Raw genomic sequence first — 19,464 nt, 5'->3', positions numbered from 1 at the left:
GATGGATCTGTTTGCGCGTCTATTCATCCGTATGGGTCAGTTTTGGCACATCTGACGCTCCGGCCGACCCGCGCCCGGACAGGGACGGGTTTTCCATAAAGAACCGGTGGCAATTAAACGCGAATTCCCCTTCATTCCAGGTGGTTCGGTCAAATGTGCCGCCGGGTGTCATGATCCAGCTTTGGGCCACATCCGCCAGATTGGCCGCCATGATCTGACTGACGATCTGTGCTTTCACGGTGGGGTTTTCGATCTCGACCAATGTTTCGACCCGCCGGTTGAGGTTGCGTCCCATCCAATCCGCAGAAGACATAAACACCCGTGCTTTTTTATGCGGCAAGCCGTGTCCGTTGCCAAAGCAGATGATCCGCGAATGTTCAAGAAACCGGCCCACGATGGATTTCACCCGGATGTTTTCGCTCAGCCCCTCGACCCCCGGTCGCAACCCGCAAATGCCGCGTACAACACAGTCAATCTTTACCCCGGCCTGCGATGCGGCATAAAGCGCATCAATCATGTCCGGTTCGATCAGCGAATTCATCTTGAGCCAGATTTGCGCGGGTTTGCCCGCTTGGGCATGGCTGATCTCGGCCTCGATCATTTCAAGCATCTTTGGTTTCAGGCTGTGCGGCGAGATTGCAAGGTTCTCAAGCCCTTCTGGTTCCGCATAGCCGGACAGGTAGTTAAAGACCTTGGTCGCATCGTGGCCCAGTTTGGCGTCGCAGGTGAAAAAGCTCAGATCCGTGTAGATGGTGGCCGTGATCGGATGGTAATTTCCTGTCCCGAAATGGGTATATGTCACCAGCTTGTCACCTTCGCGGCGCACCACGATCGAGATTTTGGCGTGGGTTTTCCATTCCAAAAACCCATAGACCACATGCGCCCCCGCCCGTTCCAGACGGCGCGACTGGCGGATATTGGCGGCCTCGTCAAAGCGGGCTTTCAATTCGACCAGTGCGGTTACGGATTTGCCATCCTCGGCTGCTTCGCAAAGCGCGGCGACAATGGGCGACTGGTTCGACGTGCGATACAGGGTCTGTTTGATCGCCACGACATTCGGATCACGTGCTGCCTGCGCCAGAAAGCGCACCACCATATCAAACGTCTCGTAAGGGTGGTGCAGCAGCATGTCTTTCTGCCGGATCGCCGCGAACATATCGCCGTCGAAATCCTGCACACGTTCGGGCACTCTGGGCGCGAAATTCGGCCACAGAAGATCGGGCCGTTCATCCAGAACAAGCTCTTTGAGGTCAGCCGCGCCGATCATACCGGTCAGTTCGATCACGTCGTCATCGCGCACGCGCAATTCGCGCATCACGGTTTCGCGCAGGCCTTTTGGCGCACCTTTGGAAATGGTCAGACGCACCACTTCGCCGCGCCGCCGGCGTTTCAGGGCGACCTCAAATTCGCGGACAAGATCCTCGGCCTCTTCCTCGACTTCGATATCGCTGTCGCGCAGCACCCGAAATCCGAAATGATCGCGCAGCTTGTAGCCCGGAAACAGCCGGTCAAAATGCAGCAGCAGCACGTCTTCGAGCATGATAAAGCGGTGTTCACCGGGATCAGAGGACAGCGCAACAAAGCGTTCCACCTGTGCCGGGATCGGCAACAAGGCCTGCAGGGGCGATTTGTCTTTCTGTCGCTCTAGTTGAAGCGCAAGACAATACCCGTTGTTGGCGATGAACGGGAAGGGGTGTGCCGGATCAATGGCCAGAGGCGACAAGACCGGGAAAACCCGGCTTAGAAAAGCCTCTTCGAGATCGGCCAGATCTGTCTTTGACAGGTCATCCCGGCCCAGCACCGAAATATGTTCTGCCTGCATCTGTTCCAGCAATGTCGCCAGAACGCGTTGTTGGGACGCCATCAATTTGCGGGCGTCTTCGTTGATCAGGACCAATTGCTCGGCCGGGCTCAGTCCGTCGGCCGCAGGGGTTGTGTTGCCCGCCTGGGCCAGTTCGCGCAGACCAGCCACGCGGACGGTGTAAAATTCATCCAGATTTGTGGCCGAAATCGACAGAAAGCGCAGGCGCTCCAGTAGGGGAACCCGGGGATTTTCAGCTTCCTCCAGCACCCGCCAGTTAAAGCCAAGCCAAGACAGTTCACGGTTCACAAACCGCCCCGGTCCGGTCAGGTCAAGATCCGGCAGGGGGGTCGGGTCGGGTCGGGTGGCGTTCAGAAAGTCGGCGCTGTTCATGGGCATCCCTTCTCGATGGATCGTGCCAGTTGGATGGCGCGGCAGGATCAGAGCCTATTCTGGCGCGGTTTCCTCCCGGAATTCAAGGTCAGCCAAAGCACTCCGGGCCAGGTTGCGTGTCACACCTTTGGGTGTGCCCAATGCCGCCCTGTCCAGATGCGCCACCACCTGGCCTGCCGCTTCGAAAGATCGGGGCATCCAGCGCACCAGATACGGGATCACATCCGCCATCGGGACAATCTGGCGATCAGAGAACAGCTTGGCCAGCACCGCCGAAAGCAAAAGATCGTCTGGCGGGCTCATTTTGGCGACCGTGGTGCCCGTCATGCGGCTGGCCAGATCCGCAAGATCCAGTTTCCACCCGCTGGGCGGGGTCGCAGCGGTCAGCAAAAGGGTATGGCCGTTGGCCAAAACCAGATTGTGCAGATGAAACAAGGCCTGTTCGGCCGCCGCATCGCCTGCGACGCGCTCCACATCCTCGACACAGATCGGTCCCTCGCAGAGGGCGGCGATATCGGCATGGGCCAGATCGCGCGATGCAATCCGCTGGCCACCGCTTTCGGTGCACCAGACATGGCTAAGATGCGTTTTGCCCGATCCGTGCGGGCCCACCAGAACAATTTTGCCCGACGGCCAATGGGGCCAGGTGTCCACCAGGCCAAGCGCCACTGCGTTGCTTTCAGTAATATAAAAGTCACCGCGGCCCAGCGCGGGACGCGCGGGAATGTCAAACTTCATCTGGTGCGGCATGTTACTTGGTGTCCTGATCACTGAACCCGCGATACAGGCGGCTTGAGGTATATTGATCCGTCGCAAAGCGCGCAATCACACCAAGGGCCGCCGCAACAGGAACAGCCACCAGCATACCCACAAACCCGAACAAGGTGCCAAAGATCGACAACGCCAGAATGAGCCAGACAGGATGCAGACCGACCGACGAACCTACCAGTTTGGGCGTCAGCACATTGCCCTCGATCACCTGGCCCAGAACGAACACTCCGGCAACCAGCCCGATTGACAGCCAGTCCCCCCAGAACTGGAACAGCGCCAGCCCAATCGCCAAGGCCCCGCCGATCAGCGCCCCCAGATAGGGAATGAAAGTCACCAGACCCGCAATGAACCCGACAACAAGGCCGAACTGCAGCCCGATCATCATCAGGGCAACCGCGTAATAGGTGCCCAAAATGATGCAAACGGTGCCCATCCCGCGGATAAAGCTGGCCAGTGTATTATCAATGTCGGATGCAAGTTTCCGGATCGTGGGCGCATGATCGCGCGGCAGCAGGTCGTCGATGCGGGCGACCATGCGGTCCCAGTCAAGTAACAGATACACCGCAACCACGGGCACGATCACAAACAGCATCACAACATTGATGATCCCGGCAGCCGAGCTGAGGACCGTGTTCAAAAGCTCTCCGCCGCGCGCCTGAATTGTTTCGCCCACCGACACCAGCGATTGCCGCAGCGGGCTGTCCACATCCATGATGCCGGGGAACCGCGCACTCAGCGCGTCGCGCAGATTGGTGAACAGGGTGGGGGCGACCTCGAACAGATCCACCGCTTGTTCGATCAGTGTGGGAATCACCAGAAGCAGCAGGATGACAAAGGCGAAAACGCCCACCACGGTGATCAATGCGGTGGCCGCAATGCGCGACAGGCCCAGCTTTTCCAGCCGGTCAGCAATCGGGTCAAGAAAATAGGCCACCGCCCCACCCAGAACAAACGGCAACAGTACATCGCCAAGAAACCATAGCGTGACGGCAAAAATGACGGCCGCAATGCCCCAGTATTTCAGTTGATCCCGTGCGTGGAGTGACATCATTTTCGCCCTGTTGTGATGCTCTTACATCGTCTTTTGCGGTAGGGGTTTCAAGGAAAATTGCGTGATGCAGAATTGCCTGCGCGCCCTAGACCTCGGGGGGCAGAATGATGCGGGCGGTATATCTTGTTGCGTCCTGCGTGCGCTCTACGGTTGCGCCGATCTGGTCGGCGAATTGTTGAACCAATCGCTCGCCGATACCGGAGGAGTCGATCTCGAACGCAGTGCTGCCAAGCCCGTGCCGGTTTTCAACGACGATTTCAATCTGGTCATTCGCCGCTTGAAACAAGGTCATCGTCACCGGGGCCTCTTTCGACGGTTGCCCGTGTTTGATCGCATTTGTCAGCAATTCATTGATCACCAGCCCCAGCGCGACCGCCGTGTCGCTTTTGACGAAAACCGGGATGTCCGGTGCATCAAAGCGCAATGTGGCCTCGGAATGTTCAGAGCTTTTGCGCGTGAAGCTGACCAGTCGGCTGAACAAGGCGATCAGGTCGGTTTTTGCCTCGTGTCCGTCGATCTGAATGGCGGCATGCACATCCGACACCGCGCGCACCCGCGCTTCTACCGCGCTCAGGGCCGCCTTGGCGCGTTCTGCGGCCGGGCTGTCATCCGACATCAAGGTCCGCGCTTGCAGCCGCAATAACGACATGGCGATCTGGAGACTGTTTTTGATCCGGTGATTGGCCTCTTCCATCAGCGACGTGCGGGCGCGGACAGCGTGCTCAAGATCAAGGCGGGCATTTTCGATATCCGTGAGATCAACAAATGTTCCCACAAGCTTGGACCGCCTGTCTACCGGATCGGTTGCCATTTCCCCACGGATGCGCAGAAACCGCTGGGTGCCGTCCGGCATCGGAACACGGTAATCAAACGAGGCGATTTCGCCCTCAGGCGCGCCCATCACACGCGTCACCTCTGCATTGACAGCCTCAAGATCGTCTGGATGCACCTTGGCGAAAAAAGGCGTTGCATATGGCCCGGCCTCGCCCGGTTCAAATCCGAACATGGCATCAATGGCTTCGTGCCGTTCAAACAGATCCGTCTGCGGATCAAAGCTGAAATAGGCGACCGATGCTGAAAACGTCGCGGCACGGCGATGTGATTGCGCCAGCCGTTCCTGCAACGTGGCATCCGTCACATTCTGCGCGGTTTGCAGGATCGCGACAATGTCTCCTGCCTTTCGGATCGGAGAAAAATGCATCTGCCAGTAATGCTCGACATACTGGCCCTCGTCATTGAGCAAATCAAATCGGGCAGGGCCGGTTTCCTGTGGATCTCCGCTGTTCAGGATGTTCCGAACAGCCTCCCGAATATAGTTCGTTGCCTCCGACGCATCCGAGTCAGCGCTGGGCGGAAACGCGTCGAACATGGCCCGTCCGGTGATATCCAACCCGAGTGACCCCGACATCTTTGCATGTTCTGTGTTGCGCCACAGCAGGGTCAGATCATCATCCGGGCGAAATAAAAGCGCCGCAAACGGCATCGCCTCAAGGCCGATTCCCAGGATTTCGCCAAGATCATCGGGAATGGCCGCGTGCTTTTGGTACTCAAACACTTAAAAATCCGCCCCAAAATCAATACGTCACGAGAATTTTACGGCTGCTGATGGATCAGGTAAAGCCAGTAAACCGGCGCGGCGGCGCCGTCCTGCCCATTGCCGCATCACTTAGGGTCACAGCGGTCAGCCGGGTAAGCGCTGCGACAAACGGGGCAGGAGCGGATTAAATGCCGCTGCTCTTGCCGGACCCTGACCAACCCGCTAGGACAGCCCAAACACCACATGAGAGAGCCGAAATGCGCCTGTCCCGCTACTTCCTGCCTGTTCTGAAAGAAACCCCTGCCGAGGCCCAGATCGTCAGCCACCGTCTGATGCTGCGCGCCGGGATGATCAAACAGGCCAGCGCAGGCATCTATTCCTGGCTGCCTCTGGGCTATAAGGTGCTGCGCAAGATCGAGGATATCGTGCACGAGGAACAGGCGCGCGCCGGCCATCTGGCGATGCTGATGCCGACCATCCAGTCCGCCGATCTGTGGCGCGAGAGCGGGCGCTATGACGCCTATGGCGAAGAGATGTTGCGCATCAAGGATCGCGGCGGGCGCGACATGCTGTTTACGCCCACGGCCGAGGAACTGATCACCGATATTTTCCGCGCCCATGTCAGCAGCTACAAGGATTTGCCGCTGACGATGTATCAAATCCAGTGGAAATTCCGCGACGAAATCCGCCCGCGCTTCGGCGTGATGCGCGGGCGCGAATTTTACATGAAGGACGGATATAATTTCGACCTGACAAAAGAGGACGCGCTGCACGCCTATAACCGGCATCTGGTCAGCTACCTGCGCACTTATGAACGCATGGGGCTTCAAGCGATTCCGATGCGCGCCGACAGCGGCCCCATAGGCGGCGATAATACGCATGAATTCCTTGTGCTTGCCGAAACCGGTGAATCCGAAGTGTTTTATGACAGCGAGATCACCGATCTGAAATTCGGCGACCGCGAGATCGACTACACTGATCACGCCCAATGCCGCGCCGTGCTCGAAGAATTCACTTCGCGCTATGCCCGCACCGACGAAACCCACGACGAAGCGGAATTCGCCAAGGTTCCCGAGAGCCGCCGCCGCACCGCACGGGGCATCGAGGTTGGCCAGATCTTCTATTTCGGCACCAAATATTCGGATGCGATGGGTGCCACCGTGGCGGATGCCGACGGCAACCGCGTTCCGGTGCACATGGGCAGCCATGGCATCGGGGTGAGCCGCTTGTTGGGCGCGATCATCGAGGCCAGTCATGATGACAACGGCATCATTTGGCCCGAAGGTGTGACCCCGTTCCATTGTGGGATTGTGAACCTCAAACAGGGCGATGCAGAGGCCGATGCTGCATGTGAGGCGCTTTACAACAGCCTGACGGCACTTGGACTTGAGCCGCTCTATGATGACCGCAACGAACGGGCCGGGGGCAAGTTTGCCACGATGGACCTGATCGGTCTGCCCTGGCGCATTACGGTCGGTCCGCGCGGGCTTAAGAACGGTGTGGTCGAACTTACCTCGCGCCGCACCGGTGAAAGCGAAGAGCTGCCGCCCGAAGCGGCGCTTCAGCGGGTCGCCGCCATTTACGAAAAAGCGCAGGCCTGATCGCGGCTGTCCCTTGAATCGATCCAGCAGGGATTGTTACCTTGCTGGCATGAAACGCTTTCTCGCACGCCTTGCGTTTGGCCTTTGTGCGGCAACGCCGGTTGCGGCGTCTGATCCGGTTGCGCTTTTTGAAAACTGGGCGCGTGCCGAAGGGGCTAGTGACACGTCCATCACGGTCCTTCTGGATGGGCTAACCGCATATAGTGATCACGCGGATCGGCCTGTCGATCTTGCGTCGAATTCCAAGGCGATCACGGCGCTTTGTGTGGCGTCGCTGGTGGATGACGGCCTTTTGCGCTGGGACATGCCTTTGGCCGAGGCCGTGCAGCAGGACGCCTTTGATGCCAACCTGGCCGAGCTTGTGACCCACAGTGCCGGCATCGGACAGGATACAACCCAGCTGCGCATGGGGTTCTGGTTGAACGAAGACACCCCTCGGCACGCGCATGTGACAGACCTTGTGCTGGAGCGTCGCCAGCAGAAGGGAACCCGTGGCACGTTTTCCTACAGCAACGAAAATTATGCTCTTCTTGGCCGGATCATCGAACTGGCAAGTGGCCAGACCTACGAAGACGCCTGTCGCGCCCGTGTGCTTGATCCGGCGGGTGTGTCAGGCGCGCTGTCTCCGCGTTTCGGGGCGTTTGGGGCTTGGGGGGGCTGGCGCATGACGATGCAGGATCACGCCACGCTGTTGTACCACTGGTTCGGATCGCAGGGCAGGGGTGGGGCGGATCTTTTGACGCGGCCGCATATTCAAAGGGCAGATGGACGCTATTACGGGTTGGGCATGAATTATGCCACCGAACGCAATGGTCTGCGGCTGTCGCACGCCGGTGCGCTGGCCTTTCCCTTTGGCCCGAAAACCGGCGCTTTTGCGGTTGTGTACCCCTTTGGGGCCGTCGTAGCGATGGGATATGACGTGCCGATCGCGGACCCGGCCAAATTTGCGGATATCGCCGACAGCCTTGGCAGCACACTTGCTGGGCCGTGACGCCCTGTCGTTGGGCGGTCACCGCCGGTCAGGCTGCCGCTGCCACCTCTGCCACAATCGCGTCCACAACCTCGGCCAGCAGGGTTTCATCCTCGCATTCGGCCATGACGCGGATCACGGGTTCGGTTCCGGATTTGCGGATCAGCAAGCGACCAGTGCCAGTCAAACGCGACTCTGCATGAGCGATCGCTGATTTGACAGTTGCTGTTTCAAGCGGTGTGGCACTTGGATCGTAGCGGACATTTTTCAACAATTGCGGCACCGGATCAAAATTGCGGGCCAACACGCTGGCCGGTTGTCCTGTGCGGCACATCTCGCCCAGAAACTGCAGACCGGCCATCAACCCGTCTCCGGTCGTTGCAAAATCGGTCATCACGATATGGCCCGATTGCTCTCCGCCCAGGTTCCACCCCCCGCGTCGCATCGCTTCGACGACATAGCGGTCCCCCACGCCAGTCCGCTCCAGACGCAATCCGCGGGCATCCAAAAACCGCTCCAGCCCAAGGTTGGACATCACCGTCGCCACCAGCACGCCATCCCGCAATCGCTGCTCTTCGGCCCAGCGGGCCGCCATCAGCGCCATGATCTGATCGCCATCGGCCACCTGACCGGCTTCATCAATCAGGATCACGCGGTCAGCATCGCCATCAAGACAAATGCCCACATCCGCGCCATGCGCCACCACAGCGGCGGCAGCCAGTTGCGGATGGGTGGACCCGCACCCCTGATTGATATTGGTCCCGTCCGGCGTGGTGCCAAGCGGGACAACATCTGCCCCCAGCTCCCACAAGACCTCTGGCGCGGCCTTGTAGGCGGCCCCATTGGCGCAATCGACCACCACTTTAAGCCCGTCCAACCGCATACCGCTTGGAAATGTGGATTTCACCCGCTCTTGATAACGGAACCGGCCGTCATCAATGCGTTTGGCCCGCCCGATATTTTCAGCGCTGGCGGGGCTGACCCCGGTTTCTATCAACGCCTCCAGTTCGGCCTCATCCGCATCGGACAGTTTGAAGCCATCGGGACCGAAAAACTTGATGCCATTGTCCTGTGCCGGGTTGTGGCTGGCTGAAATCATGATCCCAAGATCGGCGCGCATGGAGGGTGTCAACAGCCCGACCGCGGGGGTGGGCACCGGGCCAAGCAGCAGAACATTCATACCGGTTTCGGTCAGCCCGGCGGTTAGCGCATTTTCAAACATATATCCCGAAAGACGTGTATCCTTTCCGATAACAACGCGATGCACCCCTTTGGAATCCCGGCGAAAATGCCGTCCAACGGCGGCCCCGATCCGAAGCGCCATTTCGGCGGTCATGGGATAGATATTCGCCGTGCCGCGAACGCCGTCGGTTCCGAATAACTTACGCGCCATCAGGGGTCTCCAAATTCTACCGCGTCCCACAGGGTAAGCGCCTGACGGGTTTCCAACACGTCATGCACGCGCAAAATCTGCACGCCCTGCGCCGCCCCGTGCAGGGCGACAGCCACCGATCCTGGCATACGTGTATCCGCAACATCTGCGCCTGTCAGCGTTCCGATGAATTTCTTGCGCGACGCTCCCAACAGAATGGGACAGCCAAGCGCATGAAACACGGCAATATCGCGCAACAGAGCCAGGTTGTGCTCTTTGGTTTTGCCAAACCCGATGCCGGGGTCGACGACGATCTGATCTCGCGCGATGCCTGCCTTGGTCAAGGCCGCAATCCGCGTTTCAAGAAAATCGTACACATCAAAGCGCACATCGTCATAGCGGGGTGCCGCCTGCATCGTTTGCGGATCGCCCTGTGCATGCATGACGCAGACTGGCACCTTGCGATCTGCCGACACAGCCGCAAGGGCCGCATCATACGTGAATCCGGACACGTCATTGACCAGAACCGCTCCGGCATCCAACGCCTTTTCTGCGACAGCCGCCTTGCGCGTGTCGATCGACACCGGAACGCGCAGCTCAGTTGTGATGCTTCGGATCGGTGTTTCGACCCGGCGGATTTCTTCGTCGACGGGCACGGTTTGGGCACCGGGGCGAGTGCTTTCGCCGCCGACATCGACAAATGTGGCTCCGGCCTCTGTCATCGCGCGGGCTTGTTCAATGGCCGCATCAGGAGAAAGAAAGCGCCCACCGTCGGAAAAGCTGTCCGGGGTGACGTTCAGAATGCCCATCAGATGGGGCCGCCCCATGTCACACCCGGCAATCGGGGCACGGGGGGCCGTCAGATGGTCAAGGATTTCGGTCGGCAGATCGCGGACAGAGATCACTTCAGGTGCCTGTCCACGGCGGAGCGCTGCCACGTCCGAAAAGCGAAGCCACCCACCGGCAAGCGGCACTGCGTCTTTTGGAACATGCGGCCCCAGACGGGGCATGGGGCGATAGTAGGTTTTCATGGCCTGTGAATGAAGCGCACGGGCAGGTTTGACAAGCATCTAAAGCACGCTTTTGCCAATCCCTGCGGCGCGAATTGTAACATTGGCCCCATCGGGAAGGTCCGCCCCAACAATCACCAGTTCACGCGCGCCCATTTCGGCGGCAAACCATGCCGTCAGGTCAACACCGTCGGTCAGGTCCGCCTCTGGACCATCGACCGCGTCCAGCACGATCTTGGACGGGGCCCAGACGCAAACCTGGTCGTTCTTCATCGCCCAATCAAGCTCGGTCCGTGTCGATACTACTTTGCAGCGGTCATCCTTTGACGAAAGAACCCATCCGTTCTGTTCAATCGACAGCAGGTCAATGCGGCGCTGTGCCAGCCGGTGCGCAACTTCGGGGCGCGGCCCGTCAGGCAGGCCCACACATAAGATCAAGGGCGCGGGTTGCGCGGACAACTGATCAATCCACGCGCCGATATGTTCAGAAACAATCGCCGCATTGGACAGGTAGACCACGCGCGGATGAGGGCTTTCGGTGGCGGCGTCCTGTGGCAAGTCGCGCAGATCGTCGCGGGACCGTACTATCTCGACCCCAAGCGCACCAGGGCCACGATCCAGTTTTTCGATACGCACAAACGCGCGCAGGGCTTGCGGTTCGAGCAGGATGCGTTCTGCGATCCGCTCGGCCAGCGTTTCCAACAGGTTCAGGCGCTCGGCAGCCAGTTCGGCTGCAATGGCTTCGGTCACGCGGTCATAGGACAAGATTCGATCGACATCGTCATCAATTTGTCCAATAATCGCTTGGACTTCGACAACGATATTAAAGCAAATACGCTGGGTTGTGCCGCGTTCTGCCTGAAAGGCACCGATTTCAACCTCGACGATGTGATCGCGCAAAGAGATGCGATCGACAGGGCCATCCCCGGCGGTTGCAATGGCGCGCTCGGATGGGTGCGCGAACGCCAGTCTAACTTCAGAACTCATGGGACACCCCGCAGTATGATCATTGCTGCTGCGCTATCAGAGTGCGCCACAAACGAAAATGCCGCTCAGTGACTTTTGTGCGGTCACAGGCGACATTTCAACACTTCGGACGGATGGGGCAGGTTCAGCTGTTGTTGCTGCTGACGCGCCAGGTGTGGCGGTAAAACAGGTGCACCCCAATCGACGCCGTTTTGGTATAGGTCCGCGACCAGCGTGGATTGACCGCAGTTGTGTGATAATGCGTGGCACCATCGGTCAAATTGCGGGGCGCGACCCCGTCAAGAATGGCTTTGGCAACCTTGCCAACCCGTTCCCAGGCCCGAGGTTCGTGCACACGTTCGGGGATGCCATCACAGGTATAGGTGAACTGGCACTGGTATTTGCGGCCCGTGCCCTGATTGATCACGGCGCAGACGCTGTCGGGGAACCGACCGCTTTTGACGCGGTTCATGATCACCTCTGCAACGGCGAACTGGCCTTTGATGGTTTCGCCGCGCGCTTCGAAATAAAGCGCCTCGGCCAGACATTCCCATTGCGCGCCACCGGATGCTTTTTTCTGCGCGTTCAGCCAGGAAGTGGTGTAGATCGCAGAAGACCGGGACGCGGGTGTGACCAAAGAGGTCAGGTGCGACTGGCCAGCAGCGGCCAATCCGGTTTGTTCCTGCTGCAGAAGCGTTTGTGCCGCTTCCTTCGTCCGATCGGCCAAGCTTGGCGTTGCCAACGTTGCCGCGGCAAGGATCATCGCAAACAGTCTCGTCATGCCGAGTGTTTATCTCGCAACATTAGGGGTGGCGGCTTAATGCAGGGTTTATGGCAGCACCGCACAATCGACAGGCCTGTTATCGAATATTTAGTTTTTCCACAAGCTTAGCGGCCATGCATCATGTGCAAAGCCGTTGCCCGTTTCGCAATTACGGCGAAATCTAGGCCTAATTATGCCGACTGATACTGCATCTTGTCGGTCAACGCTAATTGTGCAGCGGCCAGTCTTGCGACTGGAACGCGGAATGGAGAGCAGCTGACATAGTCAAATCCGGCCTCGCGACAGAAAGCAATCGAATCAGCATCGGCGGCATGTTCCCCGCAAATGGATAAAACCACGTTCGGTCGTGCAGCGCGACCCCGAACAACCGCAAGTCGCAACAATTCTCCGACGCCTTCGGTGTCGAGCATATGAAACGGATCTTCGGCGAACACACCCTGGCGCACATATTCCGACATGAACCGCCCCGCATCGTCACGCGACAGGCCATAGGTCATCTGGGTCAGGTCGTTTGTTCCGAAACTCAGGAAATGAGAGTGCTCGGCGATATCACCCGATCGCAGACAGGCGCGGGGTGTCTCGACCATCACCCCCAGCTTATAGCCGAACGCTTCGCCTGTTTCCGCGCGCACCGCTGCGGCCACGGCTTCGACACGGGCGCGTACCAGCTCGACCTCGCGTTTGGCAGAGACAAGCGGGACCATGATTTCCGGCACAATCGTCACACCTTCAGCGGCAGCGTCCACGGTGGCCTCGAATATTGCGCGGGCCTGCATGTCATAGATTTCCGGCACAGTGATCCCCAGCCGCACGCCGCGCATCCCCAGCATCGGGTTATACTCGCTCAGGCTTTCGACCCGGCGGGTCACATCACTGATCGGCAATCCAAGCGCTTCGGCCAATTCGCGCTGGCCGGCCCGGGTGGCGGGCAGGAATTCATGTAATGGCGGATCGAACAGACGTATACACACCGGCTGACCCTGCATGATCGTGAACAATTCCAGAAAATCAGCGCGTTGCATGGGCAGAATCAGGTCCAGCGCGGCTTGTCTGTCTTTCGGATCGCGGGCAAAAATCATCTCGCGCATGGGCGTCATACGCTCTGTTTCAAAGAACATGTGCTCTGTTCTGACCAAACCGATGCCCTGCGCGCGGAAATGCAGCGCGGTTTTGGCATCGGCCGGGGTGTCTGCATTGGCCCGCACACCGATATCGCGTTCGGCATCGGCCCAACTCATGAAGGTGCGAAAGGTCTCGTCCAGCGTGGCCTCGATCATCTCGACCGATCCTGCCAAAACCTGACCGCTAGAGCCGTCGACGGTGATCTCGTCGCCTTCTTTGACGACCCGTCCATCGGTTGCGGTCAGGGCGCGGCGATTGATCTGAAACCGCATATTGGCGGCCCCGACAACGCAGGGCAGGCCAAGCCCGCGCCCGATCACGGCGGCGTGGCTGGTCATGCCGCCCCGTTCGGTCAGCACGGCTGCGGCGGCGTGCATGCCGCGAATGTCTTCCGGGCTGGTTTCGCGCCGCACAAGCACGCATGGCTCTCCGCGCGCGGACATGGCCTGTGCAGCCTCGGATGTGAACACGACCTTTCCAGTGGCAGCCCCCGGGCTTGCGCCGATGCCATGTCCCAGAACATCCCGGGGACTGTTGGCCGCGACCTGCCGGTGCAGCAATTCCGACAAGGCGCGCGGTTCGATCCGCATCACCGCGTCCTGTTTTGAAATGATGCCATCTTCTGCCAGCCGCACAACGATCCTAAGCGCCGCACGCGCGCTGCGTTCAACGCGCACCCCATCAAGAATATGCAACGCACCGTCTTCGATGGTGAATTCGATCTGCATCTCTTCCCGCAACCGCGTCCGCACCAGTGCCGCGTGCTCTTTCAAGGCGGCAAACGCCTCTGGGGCCAGGTCTTCAAGGGATGGTCCGCGCGGATCTTTCTCAAGGAAAATAGAGGCCGTCCCCCCGTCCAGCGCTTCGCGGCCCTGGCTTTGGCTTAGATACCGTCCGGTGATCTGCGGCAGGCCCGTTTCCGAATTGACAAGCTGCAACACGCCCGATCCACATTCGCCGCTGCCCAGACCAAGCGCCATTTGCTGCACCACAAGCCCCAGCCCGGCATCCACCGGAGCCCCTTTGGCCTGGCGCAGCAAGCGGGCGCTTGTGCCCTCCCAGGCACGCGCCATCGAGCGCAGGATCTGCGCCAGTTGAATCGCCGGGTCCTGCGGGAACGGCTCTTCTGCCTCGTCTTCATAGACAGACAAGGCCGCTTTCAACGCGTCCGCGCCCGTGCCATCAATTTCATCAAATATCCCGGCATCAAGCCGGGCGACGTTAACTGCGTAGTTCTGGATGAAGCGCAGATAGATGTCGGTTGCGGCAGGTGACCCGATGCGCGCGCAGAGCGCGGTATGGTTTTCGGTGTTCATCCCGATGTTCAATACCGCACCCGGACCGCCCCAATCCGGCACTTCAGAAGACGGCCGCACGCAAAGCAGCGCGCGATCCTCAAAATTGCTTAGAATATCAGAGACATCGGGCAGGTAACCTCCGGCAAGCTGATGCACCGTGTCAAACGACAGGGCAATCGTGCGCGGCACCGGAAGGTTCAGGCGCACAAGGCGCTGTAGGCATTTGGCCCGCCCGCCATGGGTTGGTGTCGCCATGGGCGAGGTGGGCGTAATCAGGGTTACGTCTGGATTGTCTGGCCCGGGTTTCTGCACTGCGGCACCTCTTGAATCTGCGCGCAGCATACGAGTGCCGCGCGCTCTGGCAAGAGGTGTTTGCAGCCCAACGCCTAGCCTTCGATGCGTGTCAGATCGGCCACCTTTAGACAGGTGCTGCGAATGCTGCTTAACAGGTTCAAACGATTGCGCCGCAAAACATCGCTGTCGGCGTTGACCTGCACCGCCTCAAAGAACGCATCCACCGGTGCGCGCAGATCCGCCATGGCCGACATGGCAGTGCCAAAATCCTGAGCTTCCATCGCCGGATTGATCCTGGCTTGCGCCGCATCTAGGGCCTTGAACAGGGCGATTTCGGTTGGATCTTCGGCAAATTTCGGATCGCCGCCAAAGGAATACTCGACCCCGTCTTTTTCTTCGGCCTGGGTCAGAATGTTATTGGCGCGCTTGAACCCCTGGACAAGGTTTTCACCATCTTCGGTGCTCAACACCTCTTGCAGGGCCTTGGCCCGCGCCACCAGTAAGGCCAGATCATCATTGCCATCCATCGCGATGCAGGCATCGATGACATCATGCCGAATGCCCTGATCGCGCAGGTAGACCTTGAGACGGTCGTGAAAGAAAGCCAGCAGATCGTCGGATGTGTCCGGCAGGGCGTTGTTTATCGCCTCAATCCCTTTGGAGATCGTGCCGTCGCTTGTCGATTTGAGCGTCCGGTAGGCGGCACCAAAGACACCGTGTTTGGCGATGGCCTCGATCAATGTTGTGACCTCGTCATCGGTCACGTCGTCAAGGATCACCCCCTTGTGGCGCACAAGCTGAGCGTCAATGAAACGGTCCAGCGAAAGCCGCAGGTCGTTTTCGAGGATCAGACGAATGACCCCCAGCGCGGCACGGCGCAATGCAAACGGATCTTTTGATCCGGTGGGCTGTTCGTCAATCGCCCAAAAGCCGGTCAATGTATCAATCTTTTCCGCCAGAGCGACCGCCACAGAGACCGGGGCGGTTGGCACATCATCGGAGGGCCCAAGCGGTGAATAATGCTCTTCGCAGGCGGCGGCCACAGTGTCTGGAAACCCCGCCAACGTGCTATAATAGCGCCCCATCAGCCCCTGAAGCTCTGGAAACTCATAGATCATTTCCGAGGCCAGATCGGCCTTGGCAACCTCTGCGGCCTGACCGGCAAGCGCGGCGTCCGCGTCAACGACAGGGGCCAGTTCGCGCGCCAGTGCGGCAACACGGTTGACCTTGTCCTTCACGCTGCCCAGCTTGTTGTGAAACGTCACCGCGTCAAGCGATCTCAGCCAGGGCTGCATCTTTTCCTGTGTAGCAACACGCAGATCGTTTTCCCAAAAAAACTTTGCATCTGCCAGCCGTGCGGACAGCACCTTTTGATTTCCGGCAAGAATTGTTGCGCCATGGTCGGCGGTTTCCCGGTTGGCGACAGTGACAAAGCATTCGATCTTGCCGGTTTTCGGATTTCGCACGGAAAAGAACTTCTGGTGCTCTTTCATCGAGCTTTGCAAAACCTCTGGCGGCAGATCAAGGAAGTCCTTTTCGATTTTGCCCAGCAAAACCACCGGCCACTCGACAAGCCCGGCCACTTCGGCCAGCAGGCCTTTATCTTCAACCACGTCAAGCCCGTTGGCGAAGGCCTGATTGGTGGCCTCCTGCCAGATCGCATCGGCCCGTTCGGTTGCATCCAGAACCACATAGGCCCGTTTCAGCTTGGCTTCGTAATCGTCAAACCCGGACACATCAAATGCGCCAGGGGCCATAAAACGATGCCCCTCGGTGCTCCGGCCCGACACAATGCCGTCAATCTCAAGCGGAACAACCTCCGAGCCGTCTTCACGCGTCAGCAGACACAGAATGCGATGCAGGGGCCGCACCCACCGCAACGATCCAGCCCCCCAGCGCATGGATTTCGGCCAGGGAAAGTTGCGCACTGTGTCGTCCAGAACCTCGGCCACGATGTCAGCGGCGTCGCGTCCCGGCTTTTCGATGATCGCAAAGAACACCCGGCCTTTCTTGTCGTCACGTTCGACAAGATCGTCCCGCGACACACCGGCCCCGCGCAAAAATCCCTCTATGGCTTTGTCCGGTGCATCCACACGCGGGCCTTTGCGTTCTTCTTTGACGTCAGGCGACCGATCGGTCAGACCATCGACCCGCAACACCAGACGGCGCGGCGTGGCAAAAGCCGCAGCACCCGCATAGGTCAGGCCCGCATCTACCAGCCCATTGGTCATGCGGGATTTGAGATCGGCCGCCGCCTTGGCCTGCATCCGCGCCGGGATTTCTTCCGAGAAAAGCTCGATCAAAAGGTCGGGCATCAGCTGCCTCCGTTATCGGGTTGAGGACAATCTTCGCCCAGCGGGCTGCCGTCATAGGCCTTGTCGCCGCAATCATTCACTTCGTGCCAGATATAGCCACGCCCGTCATCGGTGATGGCAACCACCCGGTCGATCCCGAATTCCAGATTGCGCTGCCCGGTAAACACATGCGCGCGCCCGCTGCGAATCTCTTCGCCAAGCGCTTCGGCGTCAAAGCAGTCAAACCAGCCCGGAGCAGTGCGCGGCGCGGCACCGGGATAGGCCTCATAGGTCGCCAGCAATGTGGACAATGGCGTTTGCGTGGTGAAACATGCTCTGTATCTTATGGGTGAACTATCCGCGTCAATCGCTTGAAAATCTTCGTAAAGAATGACTTCCTGAACACCCTGAAGCGTGGTGATCTGAACGTCATCGACACCGGTCGGCGTGACCTCGTCGTAAAACGCGTAGACCTGAAGGTAATACATCGCGACGCCCGCAATAAGCGCGCTTACCAAAATGGTGAGGCCTGCGATCTTGCCGGTCATCGTTATTTCCAATCCATATTGACGACGGGGTGTGTCATGCCTGCGGCGCGGCCGCGCAGGGCATCTGTGCGAGGTAACAGCTCGGGAATGCGGCTTTCATGCGTTTCCACAAAGATATATCCGATCCGCGATGCGACCGGATGATCAAAGAGTGTTTCTAGCAACGCAACCTCGGCCCCTTCAATATCCATTTTGATCACGCCGATCTTGGTATCCAGCTGTTCCAGAAACACCGGAAAATCCAGAACGGTCACATCAATGGCGGCGGTGGTGTCGACATTTCGTTTCTCGGACATCAGCGACGACGATTGCGATTGCTCGACCGGGTCGCTGTCAAAGCTGGCGGTTCGGTAGAGGGGAAACGTCCCGGTCTCGGTGCCTGCTGCCGCCTCGATCACGTCGACATTGTCAAGATCCGCCAACGCCTCGCGCAGCTGCCGGGCTGTCCAGGGGTCAGGTTCAAACGCGTAAACCCGCTTTGCCGTGGCTGCCATTGTGCGTGTGTGCTGACCGATATTGGCCCCAAGATCGATACACACCGTGCCTGCAGTCTGGGCCAGCGCGTCGCGAAAGGCCGCTTCTGCCGCAGGGGCATACAGCTTGCGCAGCTTGCGCCGGTATTTCAACCCAAGCGCCCCCGGCAGATGCTGCATCAGGCCATATTTGGCCCGTCGCAACGGCGTATTTCGATCCGCGCGTGCCATCAGGCCGCAAATCCACCGGCCTTGGTCATCACAAATGCGTCAGCGCACATCTTGGCCAAGTTTCGCACCCGGCCGATATAGGCCTGCCGTTCGGTGACCGAGATCACCCCCCGCGCGTCTAGCAGGTTGAAAATGTGCGATGCTTTGATGCACTGATCATAGGCCGGCAAGGCCATCACGATGCGGCGGCCCGTTTTCGGGTCATCCGCAGTCTGTTCAAGGATGCGCGCGCATTCGGCTTCGGCATCTATAAAGTGCTGCAACAGCACATCTGTATCCGCCACATCGAAATTCCACCGCGCATATTGCGCCTCGGCCTCTTGGAACACGTCTCCGTAGGTCAGTGGGATCGGGGCATCCGGGTCATTGAACGGCATCGCGTTGCCATCGTCAAAGCCCAGCACGTACATCGCCAACCGTTCCAACCCATAGGTCAACTCGCCCGACACAGGATGGCAGTCATGGCCGCCAACCTGTTGAAAATACGTAAATTGTGACACTTCCATGCCGTCGCACCAGACCTCCCAGCCCAGTCCCCATGCGCCCAGCGTCGGGCTTTCCCAATCGTCCTCGACAAAGCGGATGTCATGCAGATCCATGTCGATCCCGATGGCGCGCAGCGATCCCAGATACAGCTCCTGCAGATCGGGCGGCGACGGTTTGATGATCACCTGGTACTGGTAATAATGCTGCCACCGGTTCGGACTGTCGCCATAGCGCCCATCGGTGGGGCGGCGCGATGGCTGCACATAGGCGGCCGACCACGGCGTCGATCCCAAAGAGCGCAGCGTGGTCGCTGGATGGAATGTCCCGGCACCGACTTCCATATCATAGGGTTGCAGCACAGCGCAGCCTTTGCCCGCCCAGTAGGACTGCAGTCGCAGGATGATCTCCTGAAAACTACGCGGCTTTGTGACGGTCTGTTCCATGGCCAAGGCACCCCGGTTT

The 19,464-nt window shown here is 59.2% G+C and carries 15 protein-coding genes; 2 read left to right on the top strand and 13 right to left on the bottom strand.

The features are described from left to right. Nucleotides 1-19 precede the first annotated feature (19 nt). The 4 genes from ACG74X_RS09305 to ACG74X_RS09290 form a co-directional block, all read right to left on the bottom strand. Nucleotides 20-2,194: an RNA degradosome polyphosphate kinase gene (locus tag ACG74X_RS09305; protein ID WP_411234299.1), complete on the bottom strand. Its 2,175-nt coding sequence runs from the start codon at nt 2,192-2,194 to the stop codon at nt 20-22. Nucleotides 2,195-2,248: 54 nt separating this feature from the next. Then, entirely contained in the window at nt 2,249-2,932 is a 684-nt protein-coding gene (locus ACG74X_RS09300) for a chromosomal replication initiator DnaA (RefSeq protein WP_411234297.1), read from the bottom strand. 13 nt (nt 2,933-2,945) lie between these two features. Then, entirely contained in the window at nt 2,946-4,013 is a 1,068-nt protein-coding gene (locus ACG74X_RS09295; protein ID WP_411234295.1) for an AI-2E family transporter, read from the bottom strand. A gap of 88 nt (nt 4,014-4,101) precedes the next feature. After that, complete coding sequence (locus ACG74X_RS09290; RefSeq protein WP_411234294.1) at nt 4,102-5,571, bottom strand: sensor histidine kinase; 1,470 nt, start codon at nt 5,569-5,571, stop codon at nt 4,102-4,104. A gap of 239 nt (nt 5,572-5,810) precedes the next feature. Here ACG74X_RS09290 and proS point away from each other — a divergent pair, with 239 nt between their 5' ends. After that, nucleotides 5,811-7,154: a proline--tRNA ligase gene (gene proS / locus ACG74X_RS09285; RefSeq protein ID WP_411234981.1), complete on the top strand. Its 1,344-nt coding sequence runs from the start codon at nt 5,811-5,813 to the stop codon at nt 7,152-7,154. A 49-nt stretch (nt 7,155-7,203) separates the two neighbouring features. Further along, complete coding sequence (locus ACG74X_RS09280) at nt 7,204-8,145, top strand: serine hydrolase domain-containing protein (RefSeq protein ID WP_411234293.1); 942 nt, start codon at nt 7,204-7,206, stop codon at nt 8,143-8,145. Between the two features lie 28 nt (nt 8,146-8,173). On the opposite strand, the gene glmM is transcribed toward ACG74X_RS09280, so the two are convergent. From glmM to ACG74X_RS09235, 9 genes are all read right to left on the bottom strand, one after another. After that, nucleotides 8,174-9,517, bottom strand: coding sequence for a phosphoglucosamine mutase (gene glmM / locus ACG74X_RS09275; protein WP_411234291.1), 1,344 nt, complete (start codon nt 9,515-9,517; stop codon nt 8,174-8,176). Then, nucleotides 9,517-10,527, bottom strand: coding sequence for a dihydropteroate synthase (gene folP, locus ACG74X_RS09270; protein WP_411234289.1), 1,011 nt, complete (start codon nt 10,525-10,527; stop codon nt 9,517-9,519). The genes glmM and folP overlap by 1 nt, the downstream gene beginning before the upstream one ends. Before the next feature lie 39 nt (nt 10,528-10,566). Next, complete coding sequence (locus tag ACG74X_RS09265) at nt 10,567-11,493, bottom strand: dihydroneopterin aldolase (protein WP_411234287.1); 927 nt, start codon at nt 11,491-11,493, stop codon at nt 10,567-10,569. A 124-nt stretch (nt 11,494-11,617) separates the two neighbouring features. Continuing rightward, entirely contained in the window at nt 11,618-12,253 is a 636-nt protein-coding gene (locus ACG74X_RS09260; RefSeq protein ID WP_411234285.1) for a cell wall hydrolase, read from the bottom strand. Nucleotides 12,254-12,426: 173 nt separating this feature from the next. Then, nucleotides 12,427-15,018, bottom strand: coding sequence for a putative PEP-binding protein (locus ACG74X_RS09255; RefSeq protein ID WP_411234283.1), 2,592 nt, complete (start codon nt 15,016-15,018; stop codon nt 12,427-12,429). 44 nt (nt 15,019-15,062) lie between these two features. After that, nucleotides 15,063-17,285, bottom strand: coding sequence for a glycine--tRNA ligase subunit beta (gene glyS / locus ACG74X_RS09250; RefSeq protein ID WP_411234282.1), 2,223 nt, complete (start codon nt 17,283-17,285; stop codon nt 15,063-15,065). Next, complete coding sequence (locus ACG74X_RS09245) at nt 17,285-17,812, bottom strand: DUF6446 family protein (RefSeq protein ID WP_411234280.1); 528 nt, start codon at nt 17,810-17,812, stop codon at nt 17,285-17,287. The genes glyS and ACG74X_RS09245 overlap by 1 nt, the downstream gene beginning before the upstream one ends. A gap of 2 nt (nt 17,813-17,814) precedes the next feature. Next, nucleotides 17,815-18,516, bottom strand: coding sequence for an FkbM family methyltransferase (locus tag ACG74X_RS09240; RefSeq protein ID WP_411234278.1), 702 nt, complete (start codon nt 18,514-18,516; stop codon nt 17,815-17,817). Beyond that, nucleotides 18,516-19,445 carry a glycine--tRNA ligase subunit alpha gene (locus tag ACG74X_RS09235; protein ID WP_411234276.1) on the bottom strand — a complete coding sequence of 310 codons (930 nt, stop codon included), beginning with the start codon at nt 19,443-19,445 and terminating at the stop codon, nt 18,516-18,518. The genes ACG74X_RS09240 and ACG74X_RS09235 overlap by 1 nt, the downstream gene beginning before the upstream one ends. Nucleotides 19,446-19,464 lie beyond the last annotated feature (19 nt).

This window comes from Marivita sp. S0852 (assembly GCF_046591575.1).
GTDB lineage: Bacteria > Pseudomonadota > Alphaproteobacteria > Rhodobacterales > Rhodobacteraceae > Marivita.
Note: the sequence above shows the minus strand (reverse complement) of the source record. Positions and strands in the feature narration are given on the sequence as shown.

What these genes read in the sequence shown, in the direction of transcription:
- ACG74X_RS09280 (WP_411234293.1), top strand. Translation starts at nt 7,204, where the DNA reads ATGAAACGCTTTCTCGCACGCCTTGCGTTTGGCCTTTGTGCGGCAACG.
- ACG74X_RS09265 (WP_411234287.1), bottom strand. Translation starts at nt 11,493, where the DNA reads ATGAGTTCTGAAGTTAGACTGGCGTTCGCGCACCCATCCGAGCGCGCC.
- ACG74X_RS09235 (WP_411234276.1), bottom strand. Translation starts at nt 19,445, where the DNA reads ATGGAACAGACCGTCACAAAGCCGCGTAGTTTTCAGGAGATCATCCTG.
- folP (WP_411234289.1), bottom strand. Translation starts at nt 10,527, where the DNA reads ATGAAAACCTACTATCGCCCCATGCCCCGTCTGGGGCCGCATGTTCCA.
- ACG74X_RS09300 (WP_411234297.1), bottom strand. Translation starts at nt 2,932, where the DNA reads ATGAAGTTTGACATTCCCGCGCGTCCCGCGCTGGGCCGCGGTGACTTT.
- ACG74X_RS09240 (WP_411234278.1), bottom strand. Translation starts at nt 18,516, where the DNA reads ATGGCACGCGCGGATCGAAATACGCCGTTGCGACGGGCCAAATATGGC.
- glmM (WP_411234291.1), bottom strand. Translation starts at nt 9,517, where the DNA reads ATGGCGCGTAAGTTATTCGGAACCGACGGCGTTCGCGGCACGGCGAAT.
- ACG74X_RS09295 (WP_411234295.1), bottom strand. Translation starts at nt 4,013, where the DNA reads ATGTCACTCCACGCACGGGATCAACTGAAATACTGGGGCATTGCGGCC.
- ACG74X_RS09305 (WP_411234299.1), bottom strand. Translation starts at nt 2,194, where the DNA reads ATGAACAGCGCCGACTTTCTGAACGCCACCCGACCCGACCCGACCCCC.
- proS (WP_411234981.1), top strand. Translation starts at nt 5,811, where the DNA reads ATGCGCCTGTCCCGCTACTTCCTGCCTGTTCTGAAAGAAACCCCTGCC.
- ACG74X_RS09255 (WP_411234283.1), bottom strand. Translation starts at nt 15,018, where the DNA reads ATGCTGCGCGCAGATTCAAGAGGTGCCGCAGTGCAGAAACCCGGGCCA.
- ACG74X_RS09245 (WP_411234280.1), bottom strand. Translation starts at nt 17,812, where the DNA reads ATGACCGGCAAGATCGCAGGCCTCACCATTTTGGTAAGCGCGCTTATT.
- ACG74X_RS09260 (WP_411234285.1), bottom strand. Translation starts at nt 12,253, where the DNA reads ATGACGAGACTGTTTGCGATGATCCTTGCCGCGGCAACGTTGGCAACG.
- glyS (WP_411234282.1), bottom strand. Translation starts at nt 17,285, where the DNA reads ATGCCCGACCTTTTGATCGAGCTTTTCTCGGAAGAAATCCCGGCGCGG.